The sequence below is a fragment of the Allopontixanthobacter sediminis genome, from assembly GCF_009828115.1.
In the GTDB taxonomy this organism is placed as follows: domain Bacteria; phylum Pseudomonadota; class Alphaproteobacteria; order Sphingomonadales; family Sphingomonadaceae; genus Allopontixanthobacter; species Allopontixanthobacter sediminis.
Genome location: NZ_WTYL01000002.1, coordinates 857408 through 882414, shown reverse-complemented (window position 1 = coordinate 882414; position 25007 = coordinate 857408). Strand labels below are relative to the sequence as shown.

21 protein-coding genes are annotated in these 25007 nt (G+C 62.0%); 10 read left to right on the top strand and 11 right to left on the bottom strand.

The features are described 5' to 3' along the window. Positions 1–9: 9 nt before the first annotated feature. Both GRI65_RS09930 and GRI65_RS09925 read left to right on the top strand, forming a co-directional pair. Positions 10–1245, top strand: coding sequence for a sensor histidine kinase (locus GRI65_RS09930; RefSeq protein ID WP_160756330.1), 1236 nt, complete (start codon positions 10–12; stop codon positions 1243–1245). A gap of 38 nt (positions 1246–1283) precedes the next feature. Continuing rightward, positions 1284–2366 (top strand): mechanosensitive ion channel family protein, encoded by a 1083-nt coding sequence (locus tag GRI65_RS09925; protein ID WP_160756329.1) that lies wholly within the window; start codon positions 1284–1286, stop codon positions 2364–2366. A gap of 24 nt (positions 2367–2390) precedes the next feature. On the opposite strand, the gene GRI65_RS09920 is transcribed toward GRI65_RS09925, so the two are convergent. After that, complete coding sequence (locus GRI65_RS09920; protein ID WP_160756328.1) at positions 2391–4697, bottom strand: CDC48 family AAA ATPase; 2307 nt, start codon at positions 4695–4697, stop codon at positions 2391–2393. Positions 4698–5268: 571 nt separating this feature from the next. Between GRI65_RS09920 and GRI65_RS09915 the strand changes: the two genes are divergently transcribed. Both GRI65_RS09915 and GRI65_RS09910 read left to right on the top strand, forming a co-directional pair. Beyond that, positions 5269–5976, top strand: coding sequence for a CoA transferase subunit A (locus GRI65_RS09915; RefSeq protein WP_160756327.1), 708 nt, complete (start codon positions 5269–5271; stop codon positions 5974–5976). A gap of 113 nt (positions 5977–6089) precedes the next feature. Beyond that, entirely contained in the window at positions 6090–6725 is a 636-nt protein-coding gene (locus GRI65_RS09910) for a CoA transferase subunit B (RefSeq protein ID WP_160756326.1), read from the top strand. A gap of 91 nt (positions 6726–6816) precedes the next feature. Here the strand turns inward: GRI65_RS09910 and metK are convergent, their stop codons facing one another. The 6 genes from metK to hisS all read right to left on the bottom strand — a co-directional run bounded on the left by metK (position 6817) and on the right by hisS (position 14066). After that, entirely contained in the window at positions 6817–8040 is a 1224-nt protein-coding gene (gene metK / locus GRI65_RS09905) for a methionine adenosyltransferase (protein ID WP_160756325.1), read from the bottom strand. Between the two features lie 41 nt (positions 8041–8081). After that, on the bottom strand, positions 8082–9710 hold the full coding sequence (lnt, locus tag GRI65_RS09900; protein WP_332872633.1) for an apolipoprotein N-acyltransferase: 1629 nt from the start codon (positions 9708–9710) through the stop codon (positions 8082–8084). A gap of 60 nt (positions 9711–9770) precedes the next feature. After that, positions 9771–10667, bottom strand: a complete 897-nt coding sequence (locus GRI65_RS09895; RefSeq protein ID WP_202391241.1) for a DUF4167 domain-containing protein — start codon at positions 10665–10667, stop codon at positions 9771–9773. 234 nt (positions 10668–10901) lie between these two features. Continuing rightward, entirely contained in the window at positions 10902–11732 is an 831-nt protein-coding gene (gene prmC / locus GRI65_RS09890; RefSeq protein WP_160756590.1) for a peptide chain release factor N(5)-glutamine methyltransferase, read from the bottom strand. Positions 11733–11739: 7 nt separating this feature from the next. Then, positions 11740–12807: a peptide chain release factor 1 gene (prfA, locus tag GRI65_RS09885; RefSeq protein WP_160756323.1), complete on the bottom strand. Its 1068-nt coding sequence runs from the start codon at positions 12805–12807 to the stop codon at positions 11740–11742. Next, positions 12804–14066, bottom strand: a complete 1263-nt coding sequence (hisS, locus tag GRI65_RS09880) for a histidine--tRNA ligase (RefSeq protein ID WP_160756322.1) — start codon at positions 14064–14066, stop codon at positions 12804–12806. Before hisS ends, prfA begins: the two co-directional genes overlap by 4 nt. 122 nt (positions 14067–14188) lie before the next feature. Here hisS and ppa point away from each other — a divergent pair, with 122 nt between their 5' ends. Continuing rightward, positions 14189–14743 (top strand): inorganic diphosphatase, encoded by a 555-nt coding sequence (gene ppa, locus GRI65_RS09875; protein ID WP_160756321.1) that lies wholly within the window; start codon positions 14189–14191, stop codon positions 14741–14743. A gap of 12 nt (positions 14744–14755) precedes the next feature. Here ppa and GRI65_RS09870 read toward each other — a convergent pair whose 3' ends face one another. The 3 genes from GRI65_RS09870 to GRI65_RS09860 all read right to left on the bottom strand — a co-directional run bounded on the left by GRI65_RS09870 (position 14756) and on the right by GRI65_RS09860 (position 17995). Beyond that, positions 14756–16180 (bottom strand): mechanosensitive ion channel family protein, encoded by a 1425-nt coding sequence (locus tag GRI65_RS09870; protein WP_332872632.1) that lies wholly within the window; start codon positions 16178–16180, stop codon positions 14756–14758. A gap of 2 nt (positions 16181–16182) precedes the next feature. Further along, the gene (locus tag GRI65_RS09865; protein WP_160756320.1) at positions 16183–17529 is read right to left on the bottom strand and encodes a TldD/PmbA family protein; all 1347 of its coding nucleotides are present in this window, start codon (positions 17527–17529) and stop codon (positions 16183–16185) included. Between the two features lie 88 nt (positions 17530–17617). Further along, a complete protein-coding gene (locus tag GRI65_RS09860) occupies positions 17618–17995 on the bottom strand; it encodes a hypothetical protein (protein WP_160756319.1) in 378 nt (125 codons plus the stop codon). 193 nt (positions 17996–18188) lie between these two features. On the opposite strand from GRI65_RS09860, the gene lptB reads away from it, so the two are divergent. From lptB to GRI65_RS09835, 5 genes are all read left to right on the top strand, one after another. Continuing rightward, positions 18189–19016, top strand: a complete 828-nt coding sequence (lptB, locus tag GRI65_RS09855) for an LPS export ABC transporter ATP-binding protein (RefSeq protein WP_232844032.1) — start codon at positions 18189–18191, stop codon at positions 19014–19016. A gap of 58 nt (positions 19017–19074) precedes the next feature. After that, positions 19075–20553 (top strand): RNA polymerase factor sigma-54, encoded by a 1479-nt coding sequence (rpoN, locus tag GRI65_RS09850; protein ID WP_160756318.1) that lies wholly within the window; start codon positions 19075–19077, stop codon positions 20551–20553. Positions 20554–20727: 174 nt separating this feature from the next. Further along, complete coding sequence (gene ctrA / locus GRI65_RS09845; RefSeq protein WP_160756317.1) at positions 20728–21423, top strand: response regulator transcription factor CtrA; 696 nt, start codon at positions 20728–20730, stop codon at positions 21421–21423. An 85-nt stretch (positions 21424–21508) separates the two neighbouring features. After that, positions 21509–22213, top strand: a complete 705-nt coding sequence (trmB, locus tag GRI65_RS09840) for a tRNA (guanine(46)-N(7))-methyltransferase TrmB (protein WP_160756316.1) — start codon at positions 21509–21511, stop codon at positions 22211–22213. Positions 22214–22295: 82 nt separating this feature from the next. Further along, positions 22296–22709 carry a BLUF domain-containing protein gene (locus tag GRI65_RS09835; protein WP_160756315.1) on the top strand — a complete coding sequence of 138 codons (414 nt, stop codon included), beginning with the start codon at positions 22296–22298 and terminating at the stop codon, positions 22707–22709. A gap of 7 nt (positions 22710–22716) precedes the next feature. On the opposite strand, the gene GRI65_RS09830 is transcribed toward GRI65_RS09835, so the two are convergent. After that, positions 22717–24978: an NADP-dependent malic enzyme gene (locus GRI65_RS09830; protein WP_160756314.1), complete on the bottom strand. Its 2262-nt coding sequence runs from the start codon at positions 24976–24978 to the stop codon at positions 22717–22719. Between the last annotated feature and the right edge of the window lie 29 nt (positions 24979–25007).

Here is a 25007-nt window from a genome sequence, read left to right as displayed (position 1 = left end):
TGGACCAATTTGGCGCTCCTCAGCGTCATCGGCTTCGCGATGATCGCGGGGATGGTGCTCGTATTCCAGACGATCGCGGCCGAGCGGGCGGAGCGCGAGCAGGTCCGTGATACGAACGAGGTGCTGGTCGAACTGCGCAATGTCGGCAATGCGGCGCTCAACGCGGAGACCGGCCAGCGGGGATATCTGATCACGCTCGACCGCCGATATCTGGAGCCATACGAGACCGGCCGCCAGCAATACCAGCAGGCGCTTGACCGGTTGCGCCGGTCGGTCGGACCGGACGCTTCGGCGCGCCAGATTCAGCTGCTCGACAGGATTGAAAACCTAACCCAGGTTAAGTTTTCCGAAATGGACGAAAGTGTCGCCTTGCTGCGCAGCGGTGCGTTGCTCGACGCCCGAACCAAGCTGCTCAGCGACGAGGGGCAGGAAGCGATGGTCCGTCTGCGGCAGGCAATCCGCGAGATGGAGCAGATCGAAGGCAACCTGCTGGCGGATGCGGGGGCGGAAACGGCCCGCGCAGAGGCGCGCGTCTTGCCGCTGCTTTCCGCCGTTATGGCCCTGCTACTTGTTACCCTGATCCTGGGATACCGGCTGATCTTCCGCACCGCCCAAGCGGAAGCGCGCGCCGAACAATCCTTTGCCCTCGCCGAGGCTCGCGACCGGGCCGACTTGCTGGCGAGCGAACTAAATCACCGCGTCAAGAACCTGTTCGCCGTCATTCTTGCAATCGTGAGCATGAGCGCGCGCGACGAGCCCGAGGCCAAGCCGGTTATCGAACGGATCAGCGACCGGATCCGCGCCTTGCTGACCGCGCATGAAGTAACCCAGGGCACTGAAGACGAACCGCCCGCCTCGCTCCGGAACCTGATTGAAACTACGTTGGCGCCTTACCGTTCGGAATCGCTGCTGGCCGATGTGGATGGCCCGGAAACCCTGCTGCCGTCCAAGCACATCACGCCTTTGGGCCTCGTCCTGCACGAACTCACAACCAACGCGGTCAAATATGGCGCTTGGGCGAATGGCGGTTTGCTAGCCGTCAAGTGGCAGGTCGAGGACGAGCATCTAACCATTAACTGGAATGAAGATTGCGCGATCAGTGATCTCGAGCCGGAGCGGCAGGGTTTCGGCAGCATGTTGATGCACAGTGCCGCGCGCCAGCTGGGCGGGACCATCGACCGTAAATTTACTCCCGACGGCGCGGCGGTGCTGATCGTGATCCCGCTGGGGGATAAGGGACGGTAACCTTGTATCTCTGACGGCGAGGCAATAGTGCAGCCGTCATGTTTGACGAATATCTGCCGAGAAATTTCTCTTTCTCTTGGGAAGAGGCGGCAATTACCGCGCTTGCGTTCGCCGTTGTCCTGGTGGTTGCACTGTTGCTGCACTGGATCGTGTTCGCAATCCTCAGGCGCATCGCGTCTATGTCCTCCACGCCCGTCGACGGCATGGTGTTCGACCGGTTGTACAAGCCGCTGCGATGGTCGTTCATCGCCATCGGCATCTCCGTCCTCGCGGCGAGCAACGAGGACATTGCCAGAATTTGGGGCGTGATATCCGGATTTGTCGTCCCGGCCTTGCTCGGCTGGGTCACTCTTTCGGTCGCCAGGGCATTTACCGACGCGCTGGAATACCGCACCGAAATTTCCGTCGACCCGGTCGCCGCCCGCAGCCGCCGAACCCGCATCTCGATCCTTTCGCGCACCGCCACTTTTGCGATTGTGCTGATCACTACCGGGCTGATGCTGTTCAGCATTCCTGCGGTAAAGGAAGTCGGCGTGACACTGATGGCTTCGGCGGGCCTCGCGGCCCTGGCACTTGGCGCAGCCGCGCAGCCGACTCTCAAATCGCTTATCGCTGGTCTGCAGATGGCCATCACGGAACCGTTAAGGCTCGGCGACCTCGTGGTGGTCGATGGGCATACCGGAAGGGTCGAGGAGATCCGGATGAGCTTCGTCATAGTGCGCACGTGGGATGAACGGGCGATCGTGGTGCCCACATCCAGCTTCCTCGATCAAAGCTTCGAAAACTGGTCACGCACGAACGAAATGCTGACCGGGCCCGTTTACCTGCATCTCGATCCCGCGACTGATGTCGAGCCGATCCGCAAGGAGTTCGAACGATATCTGCATGAACAGGAATTGTGGGACGAGCGCACCGGGTCCATCTTGATGACCGAGGCGCACCCCGAAAGCATCGAGTTACGGCTTGCGGTCAGCTCGCGGACCATCGGCGATCTTTTCGCCCTGCGCTGCGCCGTACGCGAGCACATGGTCGCCTGGTTACGGAAGGAAATGCCCGATGCGCTGATCCGCCACCGCCTCGAAGTGGAAGCGGCGAATCAGCGGGTACTGCAGAGCCCGTAAGCGGCGAGAAGTCGGCCCTGCCGGCTAGTCGTGCTTGCGGTTCCGGCTCGGTTCGACCTGGCCTTCGTGCAGGAAGCCGATCGGCTGGACTTCGGCGGCGCGTGATTTCAGTTCACCGCGCATTTTCTTGTACTCGTCCTCCATCTTGACGGTCACCGTGGCGCGCGAATCCTTGAGCGCACCGGTGAAATCGGCCGCGGTCACTGTCTCCACTTCGCCGCCCGCCCGGCGTAGGGCGTTCAGGCCTGCGCGCCGCACCACATCCTCGAGGTCGGCGCCGGTGAACCGTTCGGCGCCGCTGGCTACGTCCGCTAGCTTCACATCATCCGCGAGCGGCATGTTGCGCGTGTGGATCTTCAGAATATGCTCCCGGCCCGCACGATCGGGGGTGCCGACATAAACCAGTTCATCGAACCTTCCGGGTCGGAGGAGCGCCGGGTCGACGAGCGTCGGACGGTTGGTCGCTCCGATGACCACCACCGACTGAAGTTCTTCAAGTCCGTCCATTTCCGCGAGGATGGTGTTGACCACCCGCCCGGTAACTTGCGGTTCGCCCTGCCCGCTACCGCGCGCTGGCACCAGGCTGTCGATCTCGTCGATGAAGATCACGCACGGCGCGACCGCCCTTGCCCGGGCAAACATCTTGGCGATCTGCTGCTCGCTCTCGCCGTACCATTTCGACAGCAGGTCGGAGCTTTTCATCGAGATGAAATTGGCTTCCGCTTCCTTCGCCACCGCTTTGGCCAGCAGGGTCTTGCCGGTTCCGGGCGGGCCATAGAGCAGGAAGCCCTTGGCCGAGCGAATGCCAAGCCGCCGGAATGCCTCTCCGTTCTTCAGCGGAAGTTCGATGCCTTCCTTCAGCTTTTCGATGGATTCGTCGATCCCGCCGATATCGTCCCAGCCAACGTTGGGCACCTGGACCATCACTTCGCGCATGGCCGAGGGCTGGATCCGTTTCAGCGCCGAGAGGAAATCCTCCCGCGTGACGCACAATTCCTCCAGCACTTCGGGCGGGATGGTGCGCTCATCCAGATCGATCTTGTGCATGATCCCGCGGACCGCATCGATCGCGGCCTCCCGTGCTAGCGCGGCCAGATCGGCACCGACGAAGCCGTGCGTCACCCGGGCCAACTCGTCGAGATCGACCTTGTCCCCCAGCGGCATACCGCGAGTATGGATCGACAGGATCTCCCGGCGGCCCTTCTCGTCTGGCACCCCGATCACGATTTCACGGTCGAAGCGGCCCGGGCGGCGGAGCGCCTCGTCGATTGCGTCCGGTCGGTTGGTAGCTGCAATCACCACCAGATTGCTGCGTGCTTCGAGCCCGTCCATCAACGTCAGCAACTGCGCAACCAGCCGCTTTTCCGCTTCGCCATGAACCTGGGTGCGCTTCGGGGCGATCGAATCGATTTCGTCGATGAAGATGATTGCAGGCGCGACGCGGGTCGCCTCCTCGAACACCTCGCGCAGCTTCTTTTCGCTCTCACCATAGGCGGAACCCATGATTTCCGGCCCGTTGATGGTGAAGAACTCGGCGTCGCTCTCGTTCGCCACGGCTTGTGCCAGCCGGGTCTTGCCGGTCCCTGGCGGGCCATGCAGCAGGACGCCTTTGGGCGGATCAACGCCAAGCCGGGTGAACAGCTCAGGATAGCGCAATGGGAGTTCGACCATCTCGCGCAATTGTTCGATGGTATCGCCCATACCGCCGACATCGTCGTAATTGACCACGGCGCGCCCGTCGCGCGGTTCCTCGAACTCGGCGCGAAGTTCGACTTCGGTATTCTCGTCGATGTGGACGATGCCCTTGGGCGCAGTCGAGACCACGGTCAGGCGAATCTGCGTCAGCGCATAGGCGGGGGTGTTGAACATCCGGCGCACTTCGGGCGGCATGTTCTGTACCGGCTGCTGCCCGGTCGTGGCGACCAGGTCACCCGCTACCACGGGTTTGCGAAAGAAATTGCGCTTCAGCGCCTGCGTCGGTCCCTGAAGCCGCATCTCACGCTGGGCCGGGGCGAACACTACGCGCGTGGCGGGGCGCGATTCGGCGACGGTTATGACCACATGCTCACCGGAACCTACCTCCGCGTTGCCGCGCTGGAGTCCATCTAGCCGGACGATCTGGAGCGCCTGATCCTCGTCATACGCGGGCATCGCGATCGCCGGAGTGCTCCGCTTGCCGGAAATTTCGATCACGTCACCTTCGGTAATTCCAAGGGCCTGGAACGCGGAGCGCGGCAGACGTGCGATGCCTTGGCCGCTTTCTTCCTGCCGTGCCGCCGCGACCTGAAGCCGCACCTTGGTTAGTTCGCTTGCTGCATCAGCTTCAGCCATCGGACGCATGCTCCTGGAAATTGTGGCGGGGCTTCCGCGAAACCCTCTGGGTCATAGCTAGGAAGCGTACCCTCGTGATGCAAACGCCCAATGGGACAAGTTGGTCCGCATCGAAGGTTTTATTGAGGTATAGGGCCCACTCACCGCACGGAGCGAAAGCGCTTCCGGGAGAAAGACAAAAAAAACCCGGCTGTTGCCAGCCGGGCTTTGAAAGTTTTGGGAGAGGATGCCTAAAAGGCACGTTCTTTATGTCCAAGACCGAGAAATTGTGCAAGTGCGAAAAACTCATCGAATGTTGCACAGTTTGCAACTGTTGGTAGAAGCTTTTGTAATCAATGTATTATGGTAGGTTATTAGCGTTCACGAGACATAAGGACGCAGGTGCACCCGAACTTATGGTGCAGTGCGCCATTAATCACCCCTCGCCGACTTCGGTTTCCACGACATCAAAGGGGCTGGCTGACGATTCGTCTGGCCTGTCACAATATTCCTTGGACTCTATAGGGTGACACGCGCGCGCCACCGCCCTAGAAATCGCCGCAAGAAGTTGATCGTCCAATCAGGAGCCACCATGAAAAAGCTATTTCCCGACGCAAAGGCCGCGCTCGAAGGCCTGTTGCGCGATGACATGTTGATTGCGTCAGGCGGCTTCGGATTGTGCGGCATCCCCGACCGGCTGCTGGATGCGATCCGCGACAGCGGAGTAAAGGACCTGACTTTCGCCAGCAACAACGCCGGGATTGATAACGAAGGGATCGGCAAACTGCTACGGACCCGCCAGGTCCGGAAGATGATTTCTTCCTACGTAGGGGAGAACAAGGAATTCGAACGGCAATTCCTGTCGGGTGAACTCGAAGTCGAATTCTGCCCGCAGGGTACTTTAGCCGAAAGGATGCGCGCCGGCGGTGCTGGTATTCCCGGATTTTACACCAAGACGGGAGTGGGCACACAAGTTGCCGAAGGCAAGGAAGTAAAGAATTTCCGAGGCGAAGACTACATCCTCGAAGAAGGGATTTTTGCCGACCTGGCGATCGTGAAGGCGTGGAAGGCTGACGAAACCGGCAACCTCATGTTCCGCAAGACGGCGCGGAACTTCAACCTGCCCGCCGCCACCTGCGGCCGGACCTGTGTGGTCGAAGTAGAAGAAATCGTTCCGACCGGCAGCCTCGACCCGGACTGCATCCATTTGCCCGGAGTGTATGTCCAGCGGATGATCGTGGGCGCACCCTATGACAAGAAAATCGAATTTCGCACCGTGCGCGAACGCGAAGCGGCTTGATGCGGCCAAAGCGATTTGCAGCGGCACGACCGCTCGGCCGGTCGTTCGCAGCCAACTGAGTTCTGCAGCCAGCCCCGGCGCGCCCCAAACATTCTACTGAAGGACCCTGAATTATGCCCTGGACACGTGACGATATGGCCGCCCGCGCGGCCCGCGAACTGCAGGACGGCTACTACGTAAACCTCGGCATCGGCATCCCGACCCTGGTCGCGAACCACATTCCCGAAGGCATGGATGTAACGTTGCAATCGGAAAACGGCATGCTGGGAATTGGCCCGTTTCCTTATGACGAAGATGTCGATCCCGACCTCATCAACGCCGGCAAGCAGACAATCAGTGAATTACCCAACACCGCCTATTTCGACAGCGCCGCGAGCTTCGCAATGATCCGTGGTGGCCATATCGACCTGACGGTGCTGGGCGCGATGGAAGTCAGCGAGAAGGGCGACATCGCCAATTGGATGATTCCCGGCAAGATGATCAAGGGAATGGGCGGCGCAATGGACCTCGTCGCGGGCGTCAAGAAGATCATCGTGGTGATGGATCACTGCGCGAAGGACGGGAGCCCGAAATTCATGCCCGAATGCACCCTGCCCCTTACCGGCCTCGGTGTTGTGGACATGATCATCACCGACATCGCGGTGTTCCAGCGGCCGGACCATGACAGCCCCTTCAAGCTCGTCGAACTCGCGCCCGGCGTGACGGCAGAGGAAGTAGCCGAGAAAACGACCGCGCATTACGTAAGCTGACCCGGCGCGACGACGGGGAAACCACACGCCGCACAAAAAAGGGCCCGCTGTGTAGCGGGCCCTTTTTTATTGTACTGTCGGCTCCGCGGAATCAGGCCGTAAGCGCTGCTTTCAGTTGGTCGACCAGATCGGTGCGTTCCCAAGGGAACAAATCCCCCTCCGCAACCCGTCCGAAATGACCGTAGGCCGCCGTGTGCAGATAGATCGGTTTGTTCAGGCCGAGATGGGTACGGATGCCCTTCGGTGTCAGCTTCACCAGTTCGGGGATCACAGCCTCCAGCCGGCTTTCCTCGACCGTGCCGGTACCGTGCAGATCGACATAGATCGAGAGTGGTTCCGCCACGCCGATGGCATAGCTCAACTGGATCGTGCAGCGCCGCGCGAGGCCCGCTGCGACGATGTTCTTGGCCAAGTAGCGGGTAACATAGGCCGCCGAGCGGTCGACCTTCGTCGGGTCCTTCCCGCTGAAAGCGCCGCCGCCATGCGGGCTTGCACCGCCATAGGTGTCGACGATGATCTTGCGTCCGGTCAGCCCGGCATCGCCGTCAGGCCCGCCAATTTCGAAGCAGCCGGTCGGATTGATGTGATAAACAGTGTTCTCGGTCAGCAGTTCTGCTGGCAGGATGTCGGCAATCACGCCCTTCACGTAGTCGCGCAACTCGCCGTATTTCACCGCGTCGCCCTCGCCCTTGTGGAAGAAGTAGCCCGGAGCGTGCTGGGTCGAAACCACGATCGCGGTTGCTTCTACCGGCCGTTCGTTGGCGTAGCGTAAAGTGACCTGACTTTTTGCGTCAGGCTCGAGGAACGGTGCCTTGCCGGATTTCCGGTCGGTCGCCATGCGTTCAAGGATCTTGTGGCTGTAATCCAGCGTTGCCGGCATCAGGTCGGGCGTCTCGTCCGATGCGTATCCGAACATGATCCCTTGGTCGCCCGCGCCTTCGTCCTTGTCATCGCCGGCGTCGACGCCTTGGGCGATATGGGCCGATTGCGGATGAAGGTTGTTTTCGAATCGCAGGGTTTCCCAGTGGAAGCCTTTCTGTTCGTAACCGATGTCCTTGACCGTCTGGCGCACGGTTGCCTCGACTTCTTCCGCAACACCCTCGGCCCAATTGCCGTCTGTATCCATGATCCCCTTGCCGCGAATTTCGCCTGCAAGAACCACCAGCTGCGTGGTGGTCATGGTTTCGCAAGCGACGCGAGCTTCAGAATCCTTGGCAAGGAACAAATCAACGATTGCGTCGGAAATCTGGTCGGAAACCTTGTCCGGGTGGCCTTCGGAAACGCTCTCGGACGTAAACAGATAGGTGTTGCGCATGATACCTCTGCAAATGGGGGAATCTGGATATAAAGAAATCTTTATGTGCTTGGGCGGTAGTAGCGCCGTCTCCACCGCGTGGCAACCAGCGATGCGCCAATTGCGGCCAGCGCCCATATCAGTGGCAGGAGGTTGCCCATCCGAGAAAACCACGTCGGTGCATTTGCCGGTGGAACCAGTCCGTCAAGCCGTGCGGCGCGGCCGGTAGCGATATGCGAACGGACCACACCATTGGCGTCGATCACGGCACTGATACCGGTAGTCGTAGAGCGCAGAACGGGAAGCCCTTCCTCGATCCCGCGCATCCTTGCCTGCGCCAGATGCTGCGGCGGGCCCCAGTTGCCGAACCAGCCATCGTTGGACGGGTTGAAAATATAATCCGGGCGATTCGCGCGGTCGACAACCTGGCCCGAAAACACGATTTCGTAACAGATCTGCACGCCCGCCCTGCCCCAAGGGCCCAGTTGCAGCGTCTGCGGCCCCGGACCAGGAAAGAAATCAAGGCTGCCAGCCACCAGGCGCGAGGCACCCAGCGGTTCGAGCAATGCACGGAGCGGGAGATACTCACCGCCCGGCACCAAGTGCGCCTTGTCGTATCCGGCCACGATAGCGCCATCACTGCGAATGGCGGTAACGGCATTGCGGGCGCCGACGGCTCGGCCATTCTCGATTTCGAGATCGACCGCGCCGGTAAGCAGCATGCCGCCCTCGCCAATCGTACGTCCGATCCGGTAGCGGGCAAAAGCAGGATCGCCCCCGACAGTCATCTTGTCGTAATAGCGCTGCGGATAGCCATCGCGCAGGTAATCGGGAATGCCCGATTCCGGCCACAGGACCAACCGCCGGGCGGTTTCCTCGCGCCTGACCGTCAGCCCGGCGATACGCTGGAACTGGCTTTCGTATTTGGTCCCGTCGTTAAGTTCGTCTTGCTCCAGATTGGGTTGGACGAGGGTAAAGGGCAGGGTTCCTTCCGCGCCTTTGGGGGCAGGCCAGTACATTCCCGCCGCGAGCAACACAGGCAGCAAAACCACCATCGGCCAGCGGCGCTCGATCAGCAACGCCAGCAGGCCTGCGCCAAGAATAACTGTCAGGCCGGACAGGGCGTAGGTTCCCATCCACGGCAACAAGGCCGCAAGGCCCGGGCGATCCAAAGGTCCGAGTAATATCAGACCGAGTGGGTCCCAGGCGTAGCCGGTGAACACCCAGCTCCGCAGCCATTCGGTAATCGTCCAGCAGCCCGCGAAACCTGCGCCGCCGATCAAAAACGCGGCATTTCGCCCGAGCCTGTGAGCGAAGCCGCAGGCAAGGGCAGGGTACACGGCGAGATAGAGTGCAAGCAGCGGCACCGCGAACCATCCGACCAGCGCCGGCATTTCGGCCTGATAGGTGAATGCGGTGGCGATCCAGTTGTTGGCGAGCGTGAAATGCGCGATGCCGAAGAACCAGCCATACAGGGCTGCGTCCTTGGTCGTCGGAGCGGACCGGATCATCCACGTCAACCCGCCGATTGCAAGCAGTGAAACCGGCCATAGCCCCAGCGGGGGAAACCCGAGTGCGGCCAGCAAGCCGAGAGCCATTGCCGCAAGGCGTGGTCGCGCCAGTATTTTCTGCATCGCCAAACCAGAGGTGGTCGGCGGCAGCAAGTTGTCCGCTCGGGTAACGCTATCCATGCCGACGGTTATCCATCATGATGACCGCCATTTCAGGCCAGAACCGCGCCAAAAGCGGCGTCAGACAAGCGTTTCGCTGTCATCGGCACGCTTGCGGCGGGGCCGGAGCGAAGCTTTTCGGCTTGGCGTGTCGTCCGAACTCTTACCGATCGCTGGCGGCAAAACGGCGATATCGATCTCGCCCTGGCTGCTTGCCGCAGCAGGCTTCGGTGCAGCCCGCTTGCGCGGCGCCCGTTCGGGCTTTGGCTGCAGCTTGGGAGCTGGCGCATCATCGAAATCGTCCGATGCATCGTCGTCCTGATCGCGGTACGACGATCCGCCACGCGAGCGGCCGTTAGCCGAAACCGACCTGTCTCCGTTGCCGCGGTCGTTATCGTTCCGGTCGTTGGAGCCCCGGTCATTGCTCGACCGGTCGCGGCTGTCATCGCGATCATCATCGCTGTCGTCGTCGCGTGAATCGTCGTCATCGGGACGGTAGCGCGAGCGGCGGGGACGACGGTTGTCGTCATCGCCGCGCGGGTCCTGGGACTCGTTCGACCGCGGATTGCCGGACCGTGCGTTGTTCCGGCCATCGTTGCGGCTGTCACTACGCCCGTCACCGCGGCTGTCGTTCTGACCGTCGTTCTGGCCATCGCCATCGTTCTGGTCATCACGCCCGCCCTTGTCGCCGCGCGGGGCTCGGGCTTCGTCCTGGCGGGCCTTGTTGTCGTTGAGAACGCGGAAATAGTGATCGGCGAACTGCAGGAAATACTCTGCCTGGACCCGGTCGCCGTTATGTTGCGCATCCTGCGCCAGCTTCTTGTATTTATCGAGCAGTTGCGGCGCGTTTCCGCGCGCCCGGCTGTCGATCCGGTTAAGCTGGTTTCCACCACCCCCGCCGCCACCGCCGCCACCTTGTGGGCGATTGGGATTGCGTCCGCGTCGGCGGTTACTGTTACTATTACGATTGTTGTTCAAGGAAGTGCATTCCCTCATTCGTGGCCATCGGCGGCGAAACTGCCGGCGCGGTCGCTTGAACTGCATGCCGCGCCCACACCAACGCGGGTCGCGGTGCCCCATCTGCATTCACCTCGAGCGACTGTGCCCGGGCTGCCTGACAAATTTTGGAGCTAGACCCAGCGGGTGGCGAACACGCCGCAAACCGCTGGTCTTGAAATAGAGGTAGACACTGCGGACCGCTTTGCCAAGCCCTTATTGCAACACCAGCACACGCGGCCTGTGGGCAAGATCGCGGTGCAGGGTAACATCGAAGCCGGCAGCGCGCCCCAGATCGGACACGGGGCCAGCCTGTCCCGCACCAATCTCGAGGATCGCCGCACCGCCCGGGACGAGCAAATCGCGTAGCTGCGGAATCAATATCCGGTAATCATCCAGCCCGTCCTTCCCAGCGAACAGTGCCGCCGCCGGTTCAAAATCGCGCACCGACGGCGCCAGCTCCGCGCCGCTTTCGACATAAGGCGGATTGGCGATCACCACCTCGAACTGGCCGAGATCGCTGCTCCATCCCGGCGTCCGCCAGTCGAGATGCAGCAGGTTGGCACGTTCCGCCACACCAAGCCGGGCGGCGTTGGCAGCCGCGACCTGTAGTGCGCGGGGCGAATTGTCGATTCCCGTCCCTTGCAGTTCCTCCCGTTCGGCCAGCAACGTCAGCAGCAACGCGCCTGAACCGGTGCCGCAGTCCAGCACCTTGCCCGGACCGCCACCGATACCGAGCGTGACCTCGATGAGGGTTTCGCTGTCACCGCGAGGGATCAGGACATCGGGCGTCACGATGAAGCTGCGCCCGAAAAAATCCTGATGTCCGAGGATTTGCGCGACGGGTTCATGGCCCGCCCTGCGCCGGACGAGGTCCGAGAACGACGGCGGGACGGGGTCGCCAGTATGACGCAACAGCAATTCGGACCGCGAAACGCCAAGCGCCTCGGCCATCAGCAGTTCCGCATCGAGCCGCGCGGTGTCGCTGGTTTTGGCCAATTGTTCCGCACCCTCCCGGATGGCAGCTGCGACCGTCTCCGCCACTATCGCGCGCTCAACTGTCGAGCGAGGCAAGGCGCTTCGCCTCATCCTCGGCGCTAAGCGCGTCGACCAACTCGCCAAGGCCGGGGCCGGCCAGCACTTCATCGAGCTTGTGCAGCGTCAGCCCGATCCGGTGATCGGTGACGCGGCCCTGCGGAAAATTATAGGTGCGGATGCGCTCGGACCGGTCGCCTGAACCGACCATGGCCTTGCGCGCTTCGGCCTCCGCGCCGTGGGCTTCGGCGCGTTTGAGATCGTAGAGGCGTGTCCGCAGCACCTGCATCGCCTTGTCCTTGTTCTTGTGCTGGCTGCGCTGGTCCTGCTGGATCACCACCAATCCCGTGGGAATATGTGTTAGCCGAACGGCGCTGTCGGTGGTGTTGACGTGCTGGCCTCCAGCCCCGCTGGCCCGGTAGATATCGATCTTGAGATCGTTCGGGTCGATCTGGACATCGACCTCGTCCGGTTCGGGCAGCACCGCGACGGTGGCCGCCGAGGTGTGAATGCGCCCGCCGCTTTCGGTCACCGGAACGCGCTGGACACGGTGGACGCCGCTTTCGAATTTAAGCTTGGCGAACACGCCGGTGCCCCGAATATTGGCGACCACTTCCTTGAAGCCCCCGACATCCGACGCGCTGAGGCTGACGGTTTCGACTTTCCAGCCCTGCTCGGCAGCGTACTTTTCATACATCCGGAACAGGTCCGCCGCGAACAATCCCGCTTCATCGCCGCCCGTCCCGGCGCGGATTTCCAGCATCGCGGGCCGTGCATCGGCGCTGTCACGCGGCAGCATGGCGATCGCCAGCGCCCGTTCCGCGTCGGGCAAAGCGGCACGCAAGGCTGCCAGTTCCTCGTCCGCCATTGCCTTCATTTCGGGGTCTTCGGACAGCGCACCAAGCTCCGCCATCTCGAGCCGCATATCGCGGATTTCGTTCGCGATCTTCGCGATCGGTTCGAGTTCGGAATAATCGCGGCTCGCCTGCACGAACGCCTCACCCTCCAGCGTCCCCGAAGCCATCCGCGCCTCGAGTTCCGCAAAGCGGTTGGTGATGTGATGCAGGCGTTCGGCGGAGATGGTCACTTGAGATCTTCGTCCGGGATGTCCCAGCGCGACAAAAATGCCCGAAATGCTTCGTCCTGGCGGTCAATCTCCGGCAGCGTAGCAAGCCAGTTTTGCACATTATTGCCTTCTCGGACATCCATGGAGATCAAGACCCCTGGGTCGGTTTTGCGAGCCTTGTCATAGCGCTTGCGAGGGCTCCCACTGGCGAAAAGCTCTGCACTGATCCCCATGCGTCTGAACATTGTCACCGCTGAAGCCGCGTCGGCCTCACGATCTCGGCTTTCGGCAGCGACTGCAATCTCAAGACGGCTTTCACCACACTCCCCGACCAACATCGCGAGCCGTTCAATCCCTGCCGCCCAACCGACAGCAGGTGTCGCAGGTCCGCCGAGGCTTTCCATCAGTCCGTCATAGCGCCCGCCGCCGAGCACAGTACCTTGGGCACCAAGCCGGTCGGTGACGAATTCGAACGCGGTGTGGCGGTAATAATCGAGGCCGCGGACCAGCGCTGAGTTGCGTGTCCACGCCACTCCGGCGGCATCCAACCCGCTCGTCACCGCTGCGAAGAAATCCTGCGCTTCGGCACCCAGGAAATCGTCGATCTGCGGCGCGTCCGCTACGAACGCGCGGTCCCTCGCGTCCTTGCTGTCGAGGATGCGCAGCGGGTTCTTCTCCAGCCGTTCTTGGCTGTCTTCCGAAAGCTCGTCCCGAACATCGCGGAAATATTCGACCAGCGCAGTGCGCCATGCCTCGCGGCTATCCGCATCGCCCAGCGTGTTGAGCTGCAGCGTCACCCCGTCGGCAATGCCCAGCTCCTTGAGCAACTGGTCGGCCATCGCCAGCAATTCGACATCGGCCTGCGGCTCACCCGCCCCGATGATTTCGGCGTCAAGCTGATGGAACTGGCGGTAGCGGCCTTTCTGCGGACGCTCATAGCGAAACAGCGGGCCGTGCGTCGCCAGCTTCAGCGGAGCGTGTTGCTGCCAGCCGTTGGTCAGGTAGGCGCGCGCTATTCCGGCGGTGAATTCGGGCCGTAGGGTCAGCGATTCGCCGCCTCGATCCTCGAACGAATACATTTCCTTTGATACGACGTCGGTAGTCTCGCCGATGGACCGGGCGAACACTTCGGTCTTTTCGAACACCGGCATCTCGGCGCGGCGGAACCGGTACAGCTTGCGCACCCGTTCGAAAGTCTCAACCACGAAGGCGAACGCCTCCGCTTCGGCGCCGAAGATGTCCTGCGTCCCGCGGATTGCTTGAGGTGTGTTGTTTGCCATGATGCCGCGCGCTTAAATGGTCGCCGCGCCTCCTGCAATGGCCGGGACCCCTGCTGACGATTATTGCAGTGCAACAAAAATAGTCTTGGCGGGTCGCCAACCGGAGTCTAGAGAGCCGCCTCATGAACATCGACATGATCCCGATCGGCGACAACCCGCCCGAAAGCCTGAACGTCATCATCGAAGTGCCGTCAGGCGGCGAGCCGGTGAAATACGAATTCGACAAGGCTTCCGGCGCGCTGTTCGTCGACCGGATTCTGCACACGCCGATGCGGTATCCCGCCAATTACGGCTTCATTCCGCACACGCTGTCACCCGACGGCGACCCGCTGGACGCGCTGGTGATCGCGCGCTCGCCGTTCATCGCCGGCTGCGTTGTCCGCGCCCGTCCGATCGGCGTGCTCAATCTGGAAGACGAACACGGCGGCGACGAAAAGCTGATCTGCGTGCCAGTCGACACCACGTTCCCCTATTATTCCGATGTCGGCGAACGCGGCGACCTGCCCTCGATCGTGTTGCAGCAGATCGAGCATTTCTTCACCCATTACAAAGATCTCGAAGCGGAAAAGTGGGTCCGTGTCGGCCTCTGGGGTGACGCCGCCGAAGCACGACAGGTCTTGGTGGAAGCGATCGAACGCGCCGCCGAAGCCAAGAAGGCCGCTGCCAAGGCCGAATAACGTACCCCGGCCCTATTCGACGGGCCGGTTCGAATCGAGCAGGTCCTGATCGGTAGAACCCGACGACCGCTCGGCATCGACCATCTGCTCAACTTCGTTATCCGGCGAGACATCGGCGGCTCCGCCTTCCGCTGCCGCCTTTGGCCGCGGTGCTTTCTTGCGTTTCGGCGCGAAAGTGGCCGGTAGCGCCGGTTGTTCTGGCTCGCCGGTCGTTTCGACGATTTCAGCGGAGCCGATGGGAAGCGGGGCCCCGGCATCGAAACGCAGGCGATAAATCGGTTCCGGCAGTGCAAAGCCCGACGCTTCCAACGCGTCCTTCACCGCGGGTATCGCTTCGCTGCGGGCTTTCAGCCAGTCGGTTTTCTCCTGGTCGATCCAGCCGAAAAACCGGATGACGATATTGGAATCGCCCACTCGATCCACCGAAGCGAAGGGAGGCGGATTGCCAAGGACAAAGCTCTGTTGGCGCAGCACGTCCACCCCGAGACGCCGGGCCTCGCCGGCATCGTCTTCCGCATCGATACCCAGTTCGAATTCAAACCGGCGCTGGGGGTTACGCGTGTAATTCAGGATCACCGCCTTGAATACGGAGGAATTGGGGATGCGCAAATGGTTGCCGTCCATCGTCATCATGATGGTCGCCCGGCTGGTCAGGCGGATGATCCGGCCTTCCAGATCGTCGATCACCACGTGGTCATTGGCGCGAAACGGTTGGCGCAGCGACATCATCAGCGACGCGACGTAGTTCTCGATCGTGTCGCGCATCGCAAATCCGAGCGCGATCCCGATCACCCCGGCACCGCCCAGAACCGCGCCAAGCAGCGCACCCGCGCCGATCATGTCCAGCGCGATGACCAGCCCGCCCACCACGAACACGAACCGGATGGCGGTCGCGATCAGATCGGCAAGGAAGCTGTTCGGGGCGATCCGGCGCCACACGGCACCAAGTCCGGCGATGAGATAGCCAACAAGGCCGATCACCAGCGCGACAGCGAACGCCGCGGCGATCAGCGGAAGCATAGCTACAAACCCGTCGAACTTGTCCGACAGGCTGCCCAATGCACCGAGATTGGCATCGACGGATACATCGCGCTCAAGCTCGTTTTCAACGGTCACCACCCCGTCGACCCGGTTTGCAATCGTCTCGGCGCGTTCGATCGCAGCGGCATCAGGAGCGAAACCGGTCAGCGACACAACCCCTTCGCTGACCGTCACATCCACCTGTGACATGGACGGCAACTGGTTGAAAATGTCCGTGATGCGCGCTGCAATCCGCTCGTCTGAACCCGCTTCAGCGGTACTCGCAATCTGCTGTTCCGGTGCGGCCGTGACGGCTGCAGTTTCCGCCGCGCTCGGGATCAGTGCAGCGGCTGGCGCGGCCAGCGGCAGGACGAGGAACAGCACGGCGGCGGCCACGATTCGCAACATTCTCGTCATGGCTATTCCCCTGCTACCACCATCCCGTCGACCCTTAGGGTCGGCACATTTATCGCGCGGTGCATTTCAAGGTCATCCGCTGCCGTCAGAGCGGCCATCATGGACAGAAGGTTCCCGGCAATGGTGAATTCCGCCACCGGACCGGCCACTTCGCCATTGACGATCCGGAAACCCGAAGCACCGCGGCTGTAATCGCCCGTGACCGGGTTGACGCCTTGCCCTGAAAGCTCCGTCACCAGCACGCCCTCGGTTATGTCGGCAATCAGGTCAGCCCGGCTGGCAGTCCCCGCCTCGAGATGGACATTGGTCGCCGATATGCCGGGCGCGCCGCTGCCGCCCCGCGCCGCGTGGCCGGTCGGGGTAATGCCCAGCTGCCGCGCGGCCGACAAATTGGTCAGCCATCCGGTCAGCTTGCCGCCCTCCACCAGGGCCCGCGGCAAGGTTGGCAGTCCTTCGCCGTCGAATGGCCGCGAACGCAAGCCGCGCAGCCGATGCGGGTTATCGAGAATGCGCAGGTTCTGCGGGAAAAGTTCATCCTCCAGTCGGCCCAGCAGGAAACTGGACCCGCGGGCGATCGCGGTGCCGGATATCGCGCCGAGCAGATGACCGATCAGGCTTGTCCCGACTCTCGGGTCGAACACCACCGGCATCGGGCCGCTGGCGAGGCCGCCCGGCCCCAGCCGCGCAACCGCTCTCGTCCCGGCGCGCTGGCCGATTTCGGCAGGCGGCGGCAGGTCCTCCGCGAACCGCATGGTCCGGTAGGCATAATCGCGCTGCATGTTCCCGCCCTCGCCCGCGATCACACTGGCGCTGAGCGAATGGCTGGTTGCGCCGTACCCGCCAACGAAACCGCTGCTGGTCACCAGTACTGCGACCGAACGTCCGAAGCTGGCGCTGCCACCTTCGCTGTTGGTCACACCGCCGACAGCGCGGGCCGCGTCCTCGGTTTCCTCGGCCATGGCGCGCAGGCTGCTGGGGCCGGGTTCGGATGTGTCTTCGAGCTCGAGATCGGGGAATGGAGCGCGCGCGAGCAATTCGGGCTCCGCAATTCCGGCATAGGGATCTTCCGGCGCAGCGCCCGCCATGGCAGCAGCCCGCTCGGCTAGTTCCTCGAACGCGGCTGCGGAAAAATCACTGGTGCTGATCGAGGCGGATCGCCGCCCCACGAACACGCGCAGGGAAATCTCTTCGCTCTCGGACCGTTCGACATCTTCGAGCTTGCGCAACCGGACAGAGACCGACTCCGAAGAACTCGCGCTGGCGACCGCATCGGCTCTGGTCGCCCCGTGCCGTTTGGCGGCGTCAAGCAGTTTGGCGCAGCGGTCCTGCGCGGTGACGGGGTCGATCATGGGAGCACAGGTGTCTTGGGCATGTCCCGGCCCTAGGGCAGGGCCGAGCCCCGTGCAACGTCTGGCCCCAATGGGCAGCCTGCCGGATTCAGACGGCGGCGATGGCCTTGAACAGCGCAGTCAATGCGAACGGCAGCCCGATTGCCAGCGCCCATAGCCCCAACTGATCGCGGCGATAGGCCGGGGCGAGCGAGCGGTCGGCCGCCTCGTCATCGCTCAGGCCGATCCAGCGGCGTTCGAAGAAGCGGCAGGCGGGAATTATCGCGGCGACGAGCACCACCAGTGCGAAGTAGGGAAGGATAGACCCGGCACCGCGCTCCATCGCGGCCACCGTCACGAATATCTGCAATCCGGTATAAACCAGCAGCGCATAGGCCACGTTGTTGCTCATGCCCCTGCGCCAGTCACATTTTCTCGTGGTGGCGACGCTCTTCGCGTGCGAGACTTTGTCAAAAGCTCGGCTCATAGATGTTTCCTCACCCTCTTATCCCGAACCGAGTATCTCAAACCTTTGCATAACAGTCAAATCGGGTAACATTGTTGTAACAAAGGGTGCTACCGCCCGAGCGCGCAGGCGTTTTCGAGTTCATGCACAAACCCTGCCAAAATTCTTCGCCAAGGGGTTTTTTGTCGGCGCTGCGCTGCTACATGGGTCGGTAATGACGATTTTGGAAAACAGTGACGCGGCGGAAAACGCCCCTGAAACCCCGGTTCCGGGCGCATCTGCCGTGCAAACCCCGGCTTCCGCATCCGCTCCAATTCCCCAAGGCGGGCTGGAAGTCGTGTCGATCGCCAAATCCTACGACAAGCGGGCGGTGCTGACCGATATATCCCTGACCGTCGGCAAGGGGGAAGTGCTCGGACTGCTTGGTCCCAACGGTGCGGGCAAGACGACCTGCTTCTATTCGATCATGGGATTGGTCCGCCCCGATTCGGGCCGCATCCTGATGGACGGCGAAGATGTCACCAAGCTGCCGATGTATCGCCGGGCGATCCTGGGCCTCGGTTATCTACCTCAGGAAACCAGCATCTTTCGCGGGATGACAGTCGAACAGAACATCAATTGCGTGCTCGAAATGGTCGAGCCGGACAAGGATACCCGAGCAGCCGAACTCGAACGGCTACTGGACGAATTCGGGCTGCAAAGGCTTCGCAGCTCAGCCGCCATGGCCCTGTCGGGCGGGGAACGCCGCCGCTGCGAAATCGCCCGCGCGCTGGCAGCGAAACCTTCGATCATGCTGCTCGACGAACCGTTTGCCGGGATTGATCCCCTGTCGATCAGCGACATCCGCGACCTGGTGATCGACCTGAAGGACCGCGGCATCGGGGTGCTGATCACCGATCATAACGTGCGGGAAACGCTGGATATCGTCGACCGGGCCTGTATCATTTACGGCGGCCAGGTGCTGTTCGCCGGTACGCCGCAGGACCTGGTGGCCGATGAAAATGTCCGCCGCCTCTATCTCGGTGAAGGATTTACCCTGTGATCCTGCAGCCATGACCTATGCCACCCCTCCAGAGCCTTTCCCAGTCGGAACCTGAATAATGGCATTGGGCCCGCGCCTGGACTTGCGGCAATCACAATCGCTGGTGATGACCCCGCAGTTGCAGCAGGCAATCAAGCTGCTTGCGCTATCCAATCTCGAAATCGAGACGTTCATTGGCGAGGCGCTCGAATCGAACCCGCTACTCGAAGCGGGCGAGGTCAGCCGCGAGGGCGGCGAACCGGACGAAATTCCCGAAGGTTCGCGAGAAGACGCGTCATCGGATACCTTAATGTCCGCGGGAAACGGCGAAGCCGACCGGCCGCTCGACATCGCCGCCGAAACGCTCGACCGCGACCGCGATACCGGCGACGGTGAGTGGGGCAGCGGGGGCAGCCAGTCGATTGGTGCGGAAGGCCCTTCGATTGACGAACGCGGCGGCGGCGCGATCAGCCTCGCGGATCATCTGAATGCGCAAGTCGGCCCGGCTGCGGGGGACGCGCGGGAGGAGTTTTTGGCGCGGTACCTGATCGGCCAGATCGACGATGCCGGCTACCTGACGATGAACGAACGCGAAGTGGCGCTGGAACTGGATGTGCCGGTGCCGGAAGTCGAACGCGCCCTTGCGGTGGTTCACTCGCTCGACCCCGCCGGGGTTGGCGCGCGAAGCCTCGCGGAATGCCTGGCGCTGCAAGCGCGCGAAGCTGATCGTTACGATCCCTGCATGGCACGGCTGATCGATAATCTCGACCTGATAGCCAAGGGCGCGTTCGAGCAATTGCGGCGAATGTGCGACGTCGACGATGAGGACTTTTCCGACATGCTGGCGGAACTCAGGACCTACGATCCGCGCCCGGGCCTGCAATTCGGTTCCAGCGAAGGCACCGCGGTCGTACCCGATGTGCTGATCGAGCAGGATCAGTCAGGCGGTTGGAAAATCTCCCTCAACGAAGCCACCCTGCCGCGGCTGGTGGTCAACCGCGATTACTACCTCGAACTGCGCCAGGGCAGCACCGACAAGGAATCCAAGGCCTGGCTGCAGGAACGCCTGGGTGATGCGAACTGGCTGATCAAGGCGCTCGACCAGCGGCAGAAGACCATCCTGAAAGTTTCCGCCGAGATCGTTAAGCAGCAGGACGGTTTCTTCCGGCGCGGGGTGTCGGACCTGAGACCGCTCACGCTGCGGACCGTGGCCGAGGCCATCGAGATGCATGAAAGTACCGTCAGCCGGGTAACCAGCAACAAATACCTCCACTGCGACCGCGGCACTTTCGAGCTGAAATATTTCTTTACCAGCGGCGTGGGCGCGGACGCGGATGGCGAAGGCGGCGCGTCGTCCGAAGCGGTCAAGGCGCGGATCAAGGGCCTGACCGATGCGGAGGACCCCCGGAAAATCCTATCCGACGACAAATTGGTCGAACTCCTTAAGGCCGAGGGGTTCGATCTTGCCCGGCGGACAGTAGCGAAATATCGGGAGGCCATGGGCATCGGCAGCAGCGTCCAGCGGCGGCGTCAGAAGAAGATGGCCGGGATGCGATGAGGCCTGCCCAAGGCGCTGCGAAATTTGTTTTCTCTCCGGGAATACCTTGGTTTACGCTTAATTAACCTTTTCTGTTCAGAAGTTGTGTGGTTAATATCGGTCAATACCTCTTGATAGGGGGTTACCGGCCATTCGGCCTGGGGCCAGGGATTTCGGGTTTAGGGGGACTTTCCCATGCGTGTACTGCTGATCGAAGACGAGCCGACGACGGCAAAGGCCATCGAGCTGATGCTGACGACGGAAGGCTTCAATGTCTATTCTACCGATCTGGGCGAAGAGGGCCTCGATCTCGGCAAGCTGTATGATTACGATATCATCCTGCTCGATCTCAACCTGCCGGACATGCATGGCTATGATGTGCTCAAGAAGCTGCGCGTTGCCAAGGTGCAGACGCCGGTGCTGATCTTGTCGGGCATTGCCGAAATGGACAGCAAGATCCGCAGCTTCGGCTTCGGGGCTGACGATTACGTCACCAAGCCGTTCCACCGCGAAGAACTGGTCGCGCGCATCCACGCCGTGGTCCGCCGTTCCAAGGGCCACTCGCAGTCGGTCATCCGCACCGGCAAGCTCGCGGTCAATCTCGATGCCAAAACGGTTGAAGTCGACGGTGCCCGGGTCCACCTGACCGGCAAGGAATATGCGATGCTGGAACTGCTCAGCCTGCGCAAAGCGACCACGCTAACCAAGGAAATGTTCCTCAACCATTTGTACGGCGGGATGGACGAGCCGGAACTGAAGATCATCGACGTGTTCATCTGCAAGCTGCGCAAGAAACTGTCTCACGCATGCGGCGGCGAAAACTACATCGAAACCGTCTGGGGCCGCGGCTATGTGCTGCGCGATCCGGACGCGAAGGCCGAAGCCGCCTGAGAATTCCTCTCTGAAAAATCAGTCTTCCGAACACAAAACCGCTCCAGGCCTTGCCTCGGAGCGGTTTTTCTTTAGCTGCGCTCGCATGACAGCGAATAAGCCGGGTGATCCGACCACTTTGAACCGCCTGTACGGGCGTACACAGGGCCGCACCCTGCGCCAGGGCCAGCAGGAACTGCTCGATACCCTTTTGCCCGCCTTGAGCGTGCCGGAGGAAGGACCGGTCACATCCGACGCGCTGTTCGGACGCGACGTGCCGCTACACTTCGAAATCGGGATGGGCGCAGGGGAGCATCTGGCCGCGCGGGCCGACATGTTGCCCGACCACGCCTTTGTCGGCGCGGAACCCTTCGTCAACGGCATGGTCGGCGCGCTGGGGCACGTCCGTGATCTCGGCATGACCAACGTCCGGCTGCATATGGGTGACGCGCTGGAAGTGCTCGCCCGGGTCCCGGACGGCGCGCTCTCCTTCGTCTACCTGCTACATCCCGACCCGTGGAAGAAGGCGCGTCACGCCAAGCGGCGGATGATGAACGACGGCCCTCTCGACATGATCGCCGCCAAGCTGAAGCCTGGCGGTGAATTCCGTTTCGGCACCGACCACCCGGTCTACCTGCGCCATGCCCTGATGGTGATGCGCCGCCATACGCACCAGTTCGAATGGCTGATTAGCGGCCCGAAAGACTTCCAGACCCGCCCCGGCGGCTGGACGGAAACCCGCTACGAGAGAAAGGCCCGGCGACAGGGTCATGAAGTCTGGTATTTTCGGTATCGGCGGAAAGAACCGTAGAACAACACGCTGCTGCGGTGACTATCCACACGCTGCCGGCTCAGGTAACATTGCCCGCTAGAAGTCTCTGGAGGTTCCGGAATTGAAGCAATTGATCTACTGTTCGCGCCCTTTCGGGTTCGATCGTGCAACGTTGGCGGGCATCCTTGTGGAAGCCCGCCGCAATAATCTTCGGGACGACATCACCGGTGCGCTGGTTTGCCGCCATGATCTCTATATCCAGCTGATTGAAGGACCCGAGGCCGAGATCGATGCGCTTTATGCGCGAATTGCCGATGACAATCGCCATTGCGAAGTCCGCCTGATCCTGTCGAATGACGTCAGCGAGCGGATGTTTCCCGAATGGCAAATGCTCGACGATGAAATGCCGACAATCACCTGGTCACCGGAAGAGGTTGCCGATGGCGCGATCGAGCGGACTACCCCGGCAGCCCTGTACGCAATGTTCGAACAGGTCGCGTCGCGGGCCCGGGCCCGCCCCGCCCCCGCGACCTGAGCCGGCGCTACCCGACCACGCCGGCCGCCGCGAGCACCGCCAGCGTCAGCACATCGGGCGCGATCGCGGTCATCGGGACGATCTGGACCGGCTTCTCCATCCCGATCAGCATCGGACCGATGGTGGCATCGCCGCCCAGTTCGCGCAGCAGCTTGGCCGATAGGTTGGCCGACTGCAGGCCCGGCATCACCAACACGTTCGCCGGAGCCGACAGGCGGCTGAACGGATAAAGCGCCATCACCTTGGGATTGAGCGCGGCATCGGGCGCGATCTCGCCTTCATATTCGAAACCGGGGTCTTCCTTGTCGAGGATCGCCACCGCACCGCGGATGGTGTCGAGCCATTTGCCGCTGGGGTTGCCGAAGGTCGAATAGGACAGGAACGCGACGCGCGGTTCGTGGCCCATCCGGCGGGCCACGGCGGCGGTTTCCTTGGCAATATGCGCCAATTCTTCCGCCGAGGGGCGCTCGTTGATCGTGGTGTCGGCCATGAAGGTCGTGTGGTTCTTGCCGATCATCATGTGGATGCCGAACGGCAACGCACCTTCCTTGGCGTTGAGCACCAGGTTCACTTCACGGGCAGACTGGGCGAATGTTCGAGTCACCCCGGTGATCATCGCATCGCCATGTCCAAGCGCGACCAGCAGGGCGGAGAACACGTTGCGTTCCTGATTGACCAGTCGGCGCACATCGCGCTCGGTGTAGCCCCTGCGCTGCAACCGCTTGTAGAGAAACTCGACCATATCCGGGACGAACTCGCAATCGGCCGAGTTCTGGATCTCGAAATCGCCGGGATTATCCGCGCCGAGCATGTGCAGTTTGTCCGCAACCGCCTTGGTCCGACCGACCAGCACTGGGGTGCCATAGCCGAAATCGCGGAACTGGATTGCGGCGCGCAGAACGACGTCTTCTTCCGCCTCCGCAAAAACCACCCGTTTCGGATTTGCGCGGGCGATGTCGTAGCTGTTGGTGAGGACCGAGGTCGTCGGGTTCAGGCGTGCTTTCAAGGCGAGCTTGTAAGCATCGAAATCCTCGATCGGGGCCTTGGCGACCCCCGAATCCATCGCCGCCTTGGCAACGGCGGCCGATACGACTTCCATCAGGCGCGGGTCGAACGGGGCGGGAATGATGTAATCGGTCCCGAATTTGTGGTTGATCCCGTAGGCCGCAGCCACTTCGTCCGGGACCCTCTGGCGGGCGAGCGCGGCAATCGCGTGCGCCGCAGCGACCTTCATTTCCTCGTTGATCGTGGTCGCCTGGACATCCAGCGCGCCGCGGAAGATGAACGGGAAACCAAGGACGTTGTTGACCTGGTTGGGATAGTCGGAGCGCCCGGTCGCGATGATCGCATCGGGCCGGACCGCCTTGGCATCGTCAGGCGTGATTTCCGGATCGGGGTTGGCCATCGCAAAGATGATCGGACGGTCCGCCATCTTCTTGACCCATTCGGGCTTCAGCGCGCCAGCGGCTGACAGGCCGAGGAAGATATCCGCCCCGTCCAGCGCTTCTTCCAACGTGCGCGCGGCGGTGTCTACGGCATGGGCGCTCTTCCACTGGTCGACATTCTCGCGGCCCGGGTAAATCGGGCCGGACCGGTCGCAAACGATCACGTTGTCGTGCGGCACGCCGATGGATTTGATCAATGCGGTGCAGGCCAGGGCCGCCGCGCCGGCGCCGTTCACGACGATCTTCACGTCCTTGAGGTCCCGGCCAGTCAGGTGGCACGCGTTGATCAATCCGGCTGCCGAAATGATCGCAGTACCGTGCTGGTCGTCATGCATGACAGGGATGTTCATCCGGTCGCGCAAGGCCTGTTCGATGATGAAACATTCGGGCGCTGCAATGTCTTCGAGATTGATCCCGCCGAAGGTCGGTTCCATCAGCGCGACCGCGTTGATGAACGCTTCGGGGTCTTCGGTATCGAGTTCGATATCGATCGCATCGACATCGGCGAAGCGCTTGAACAGGACGGCCTTGCCTTCCATCACCGGCTTGGACGCCAGCGCGCCCAGATTGCCCATGCCGAGAATGGCGGTACCGTTCGAAATCACCGCCACCAGATTGGCCCGCGCGGTATACTTCGCGGCGTTGGCCGGATCGTCGGCGATCGCCTGCACGGGGGCGGCGACACCGGGCGAGTATGCGAGGCTGAGGTCACGCTGCGTGGCCATCGGCTTGGAAGCGATGATCTCGATCTTACCCGGACGGATGGTTTCATGGTAGAACAGGGCTTCACGTGCTGTGAAACCGGTCTGCTTCTCGTCGGCCAAATTAGTCCTCCAGGTGCTCGGGAAATGCT

What these genes read in the sequence shown, in the direction of transcription:
- GRI65_RS09925 (WP_160756329.1), top strand. Translation starts at nt 1,284, where the DNA reads ATGTTTGACGAATATCTGCCGAGAAATTTCTCTTTCTCTTGGGAAGAG.
- GRI65_RS09920 (WP_160756328.1), bottom strand. Translation starts at nt 4,697, where the DNA reads ATGGCTGAAGCTGATGCAGCAAGCGAACTAACCAAGGTGCGGCTTCAG.
- GRI65_RS09915 (WP_160756327.1), top strand. Translation starts at nt 5,269, where the DNA reads ATGAAAAAGCTATTTCCCGACGCAAAGGCCGCGCTCGAAGGCCTGTTG.
- GRI65_RS09910 (WP_160756326.1), top strand. Translation starts at nt 6,090, where the DNA reads ATGCCCTGGACACGTGACGATATGGCCGCCCGCGCGGCCCGCGAACTG.
- metK (WP_160756325.1), bottom strand. Translation starts at nt 8,040, where the DNA reads ATGCGCAACACCTATCTGTTTACGTCCGAGAGCGTTTCCGAAGGCCAC.
- lnt (WP_332872633.1), bottom strand. Translation starts at nt 9,710, where the DNA reads ATGGATAGCGTTACCCGAGCGGACAACTTGCTGCCGCCGACCACCTCT.
- hisS (WP_160756322.1), bottom strand. Translation starts at nt 14,066, where the DNA reads ATGGCAAACAACACACCTCAAGCAATCCGCGGGACGCAGGACATCTTC.
- ppa (WP_160756321.1), top strand. Translation starts at nt 14,189, where the DNA reads ATGAACATCGACATGATCCCGATCGGCGACAACCCGCCCGAAAGCCTG.
- GRI65_RS09870 (WP_332872632.1), bottom strand. Translation starts at nt 16,180, where the DNA reads ATGACGAGAATGTTGCGAATCGTGGCCGCCGCCGTGCTGTTCCTCGTC.
- GRI65_RS09865 (WP_160756320.1), bottom strand. Translation starts at nt 17,529, where the DNA reads ATGATCGACCCCGTCACCGCGCAGGACCGCTGCGCCAAACTGCTTGAC.
- GRI65_RS09860 (WP_160756319.1), bottom strand. Translation starts at nt 17,995, where the DNA reads ATGAGCCGAGCTTTTGACAAAGTCTCGCACGCGAAGAGCGTCGCCACC.
- lptB (WP_232844032.1), top strand. Translation starts at nt 18,189, where the DNA reads ATGACGATTTTGGAAAACAGTGACGCGGCGGAAAACGCCCCTGAAACC.
- rpoN (WP_160756318.1), top strand. Translation starts at nt 19,075, where the DNA reads ATGGCATTGGGCCCGCGCCTGGACTTGCGGCAATCACAATCGCTGGTG.
- ctrA (WP_160756317.1), top strand. Translation starts at nt 20,728, where the DNA reads ATGCGTGTACTGCTGATCGAAGACGAGCCGACGACGGCAAAGGCCATC.
- trmB (WP_160756316.1), top strand. Translation starts at nt 21,509, where the DNA reads ATGACAGCGAATAAGCCGGGTGATCCGACCACTTTGAACCGCCTGTAC.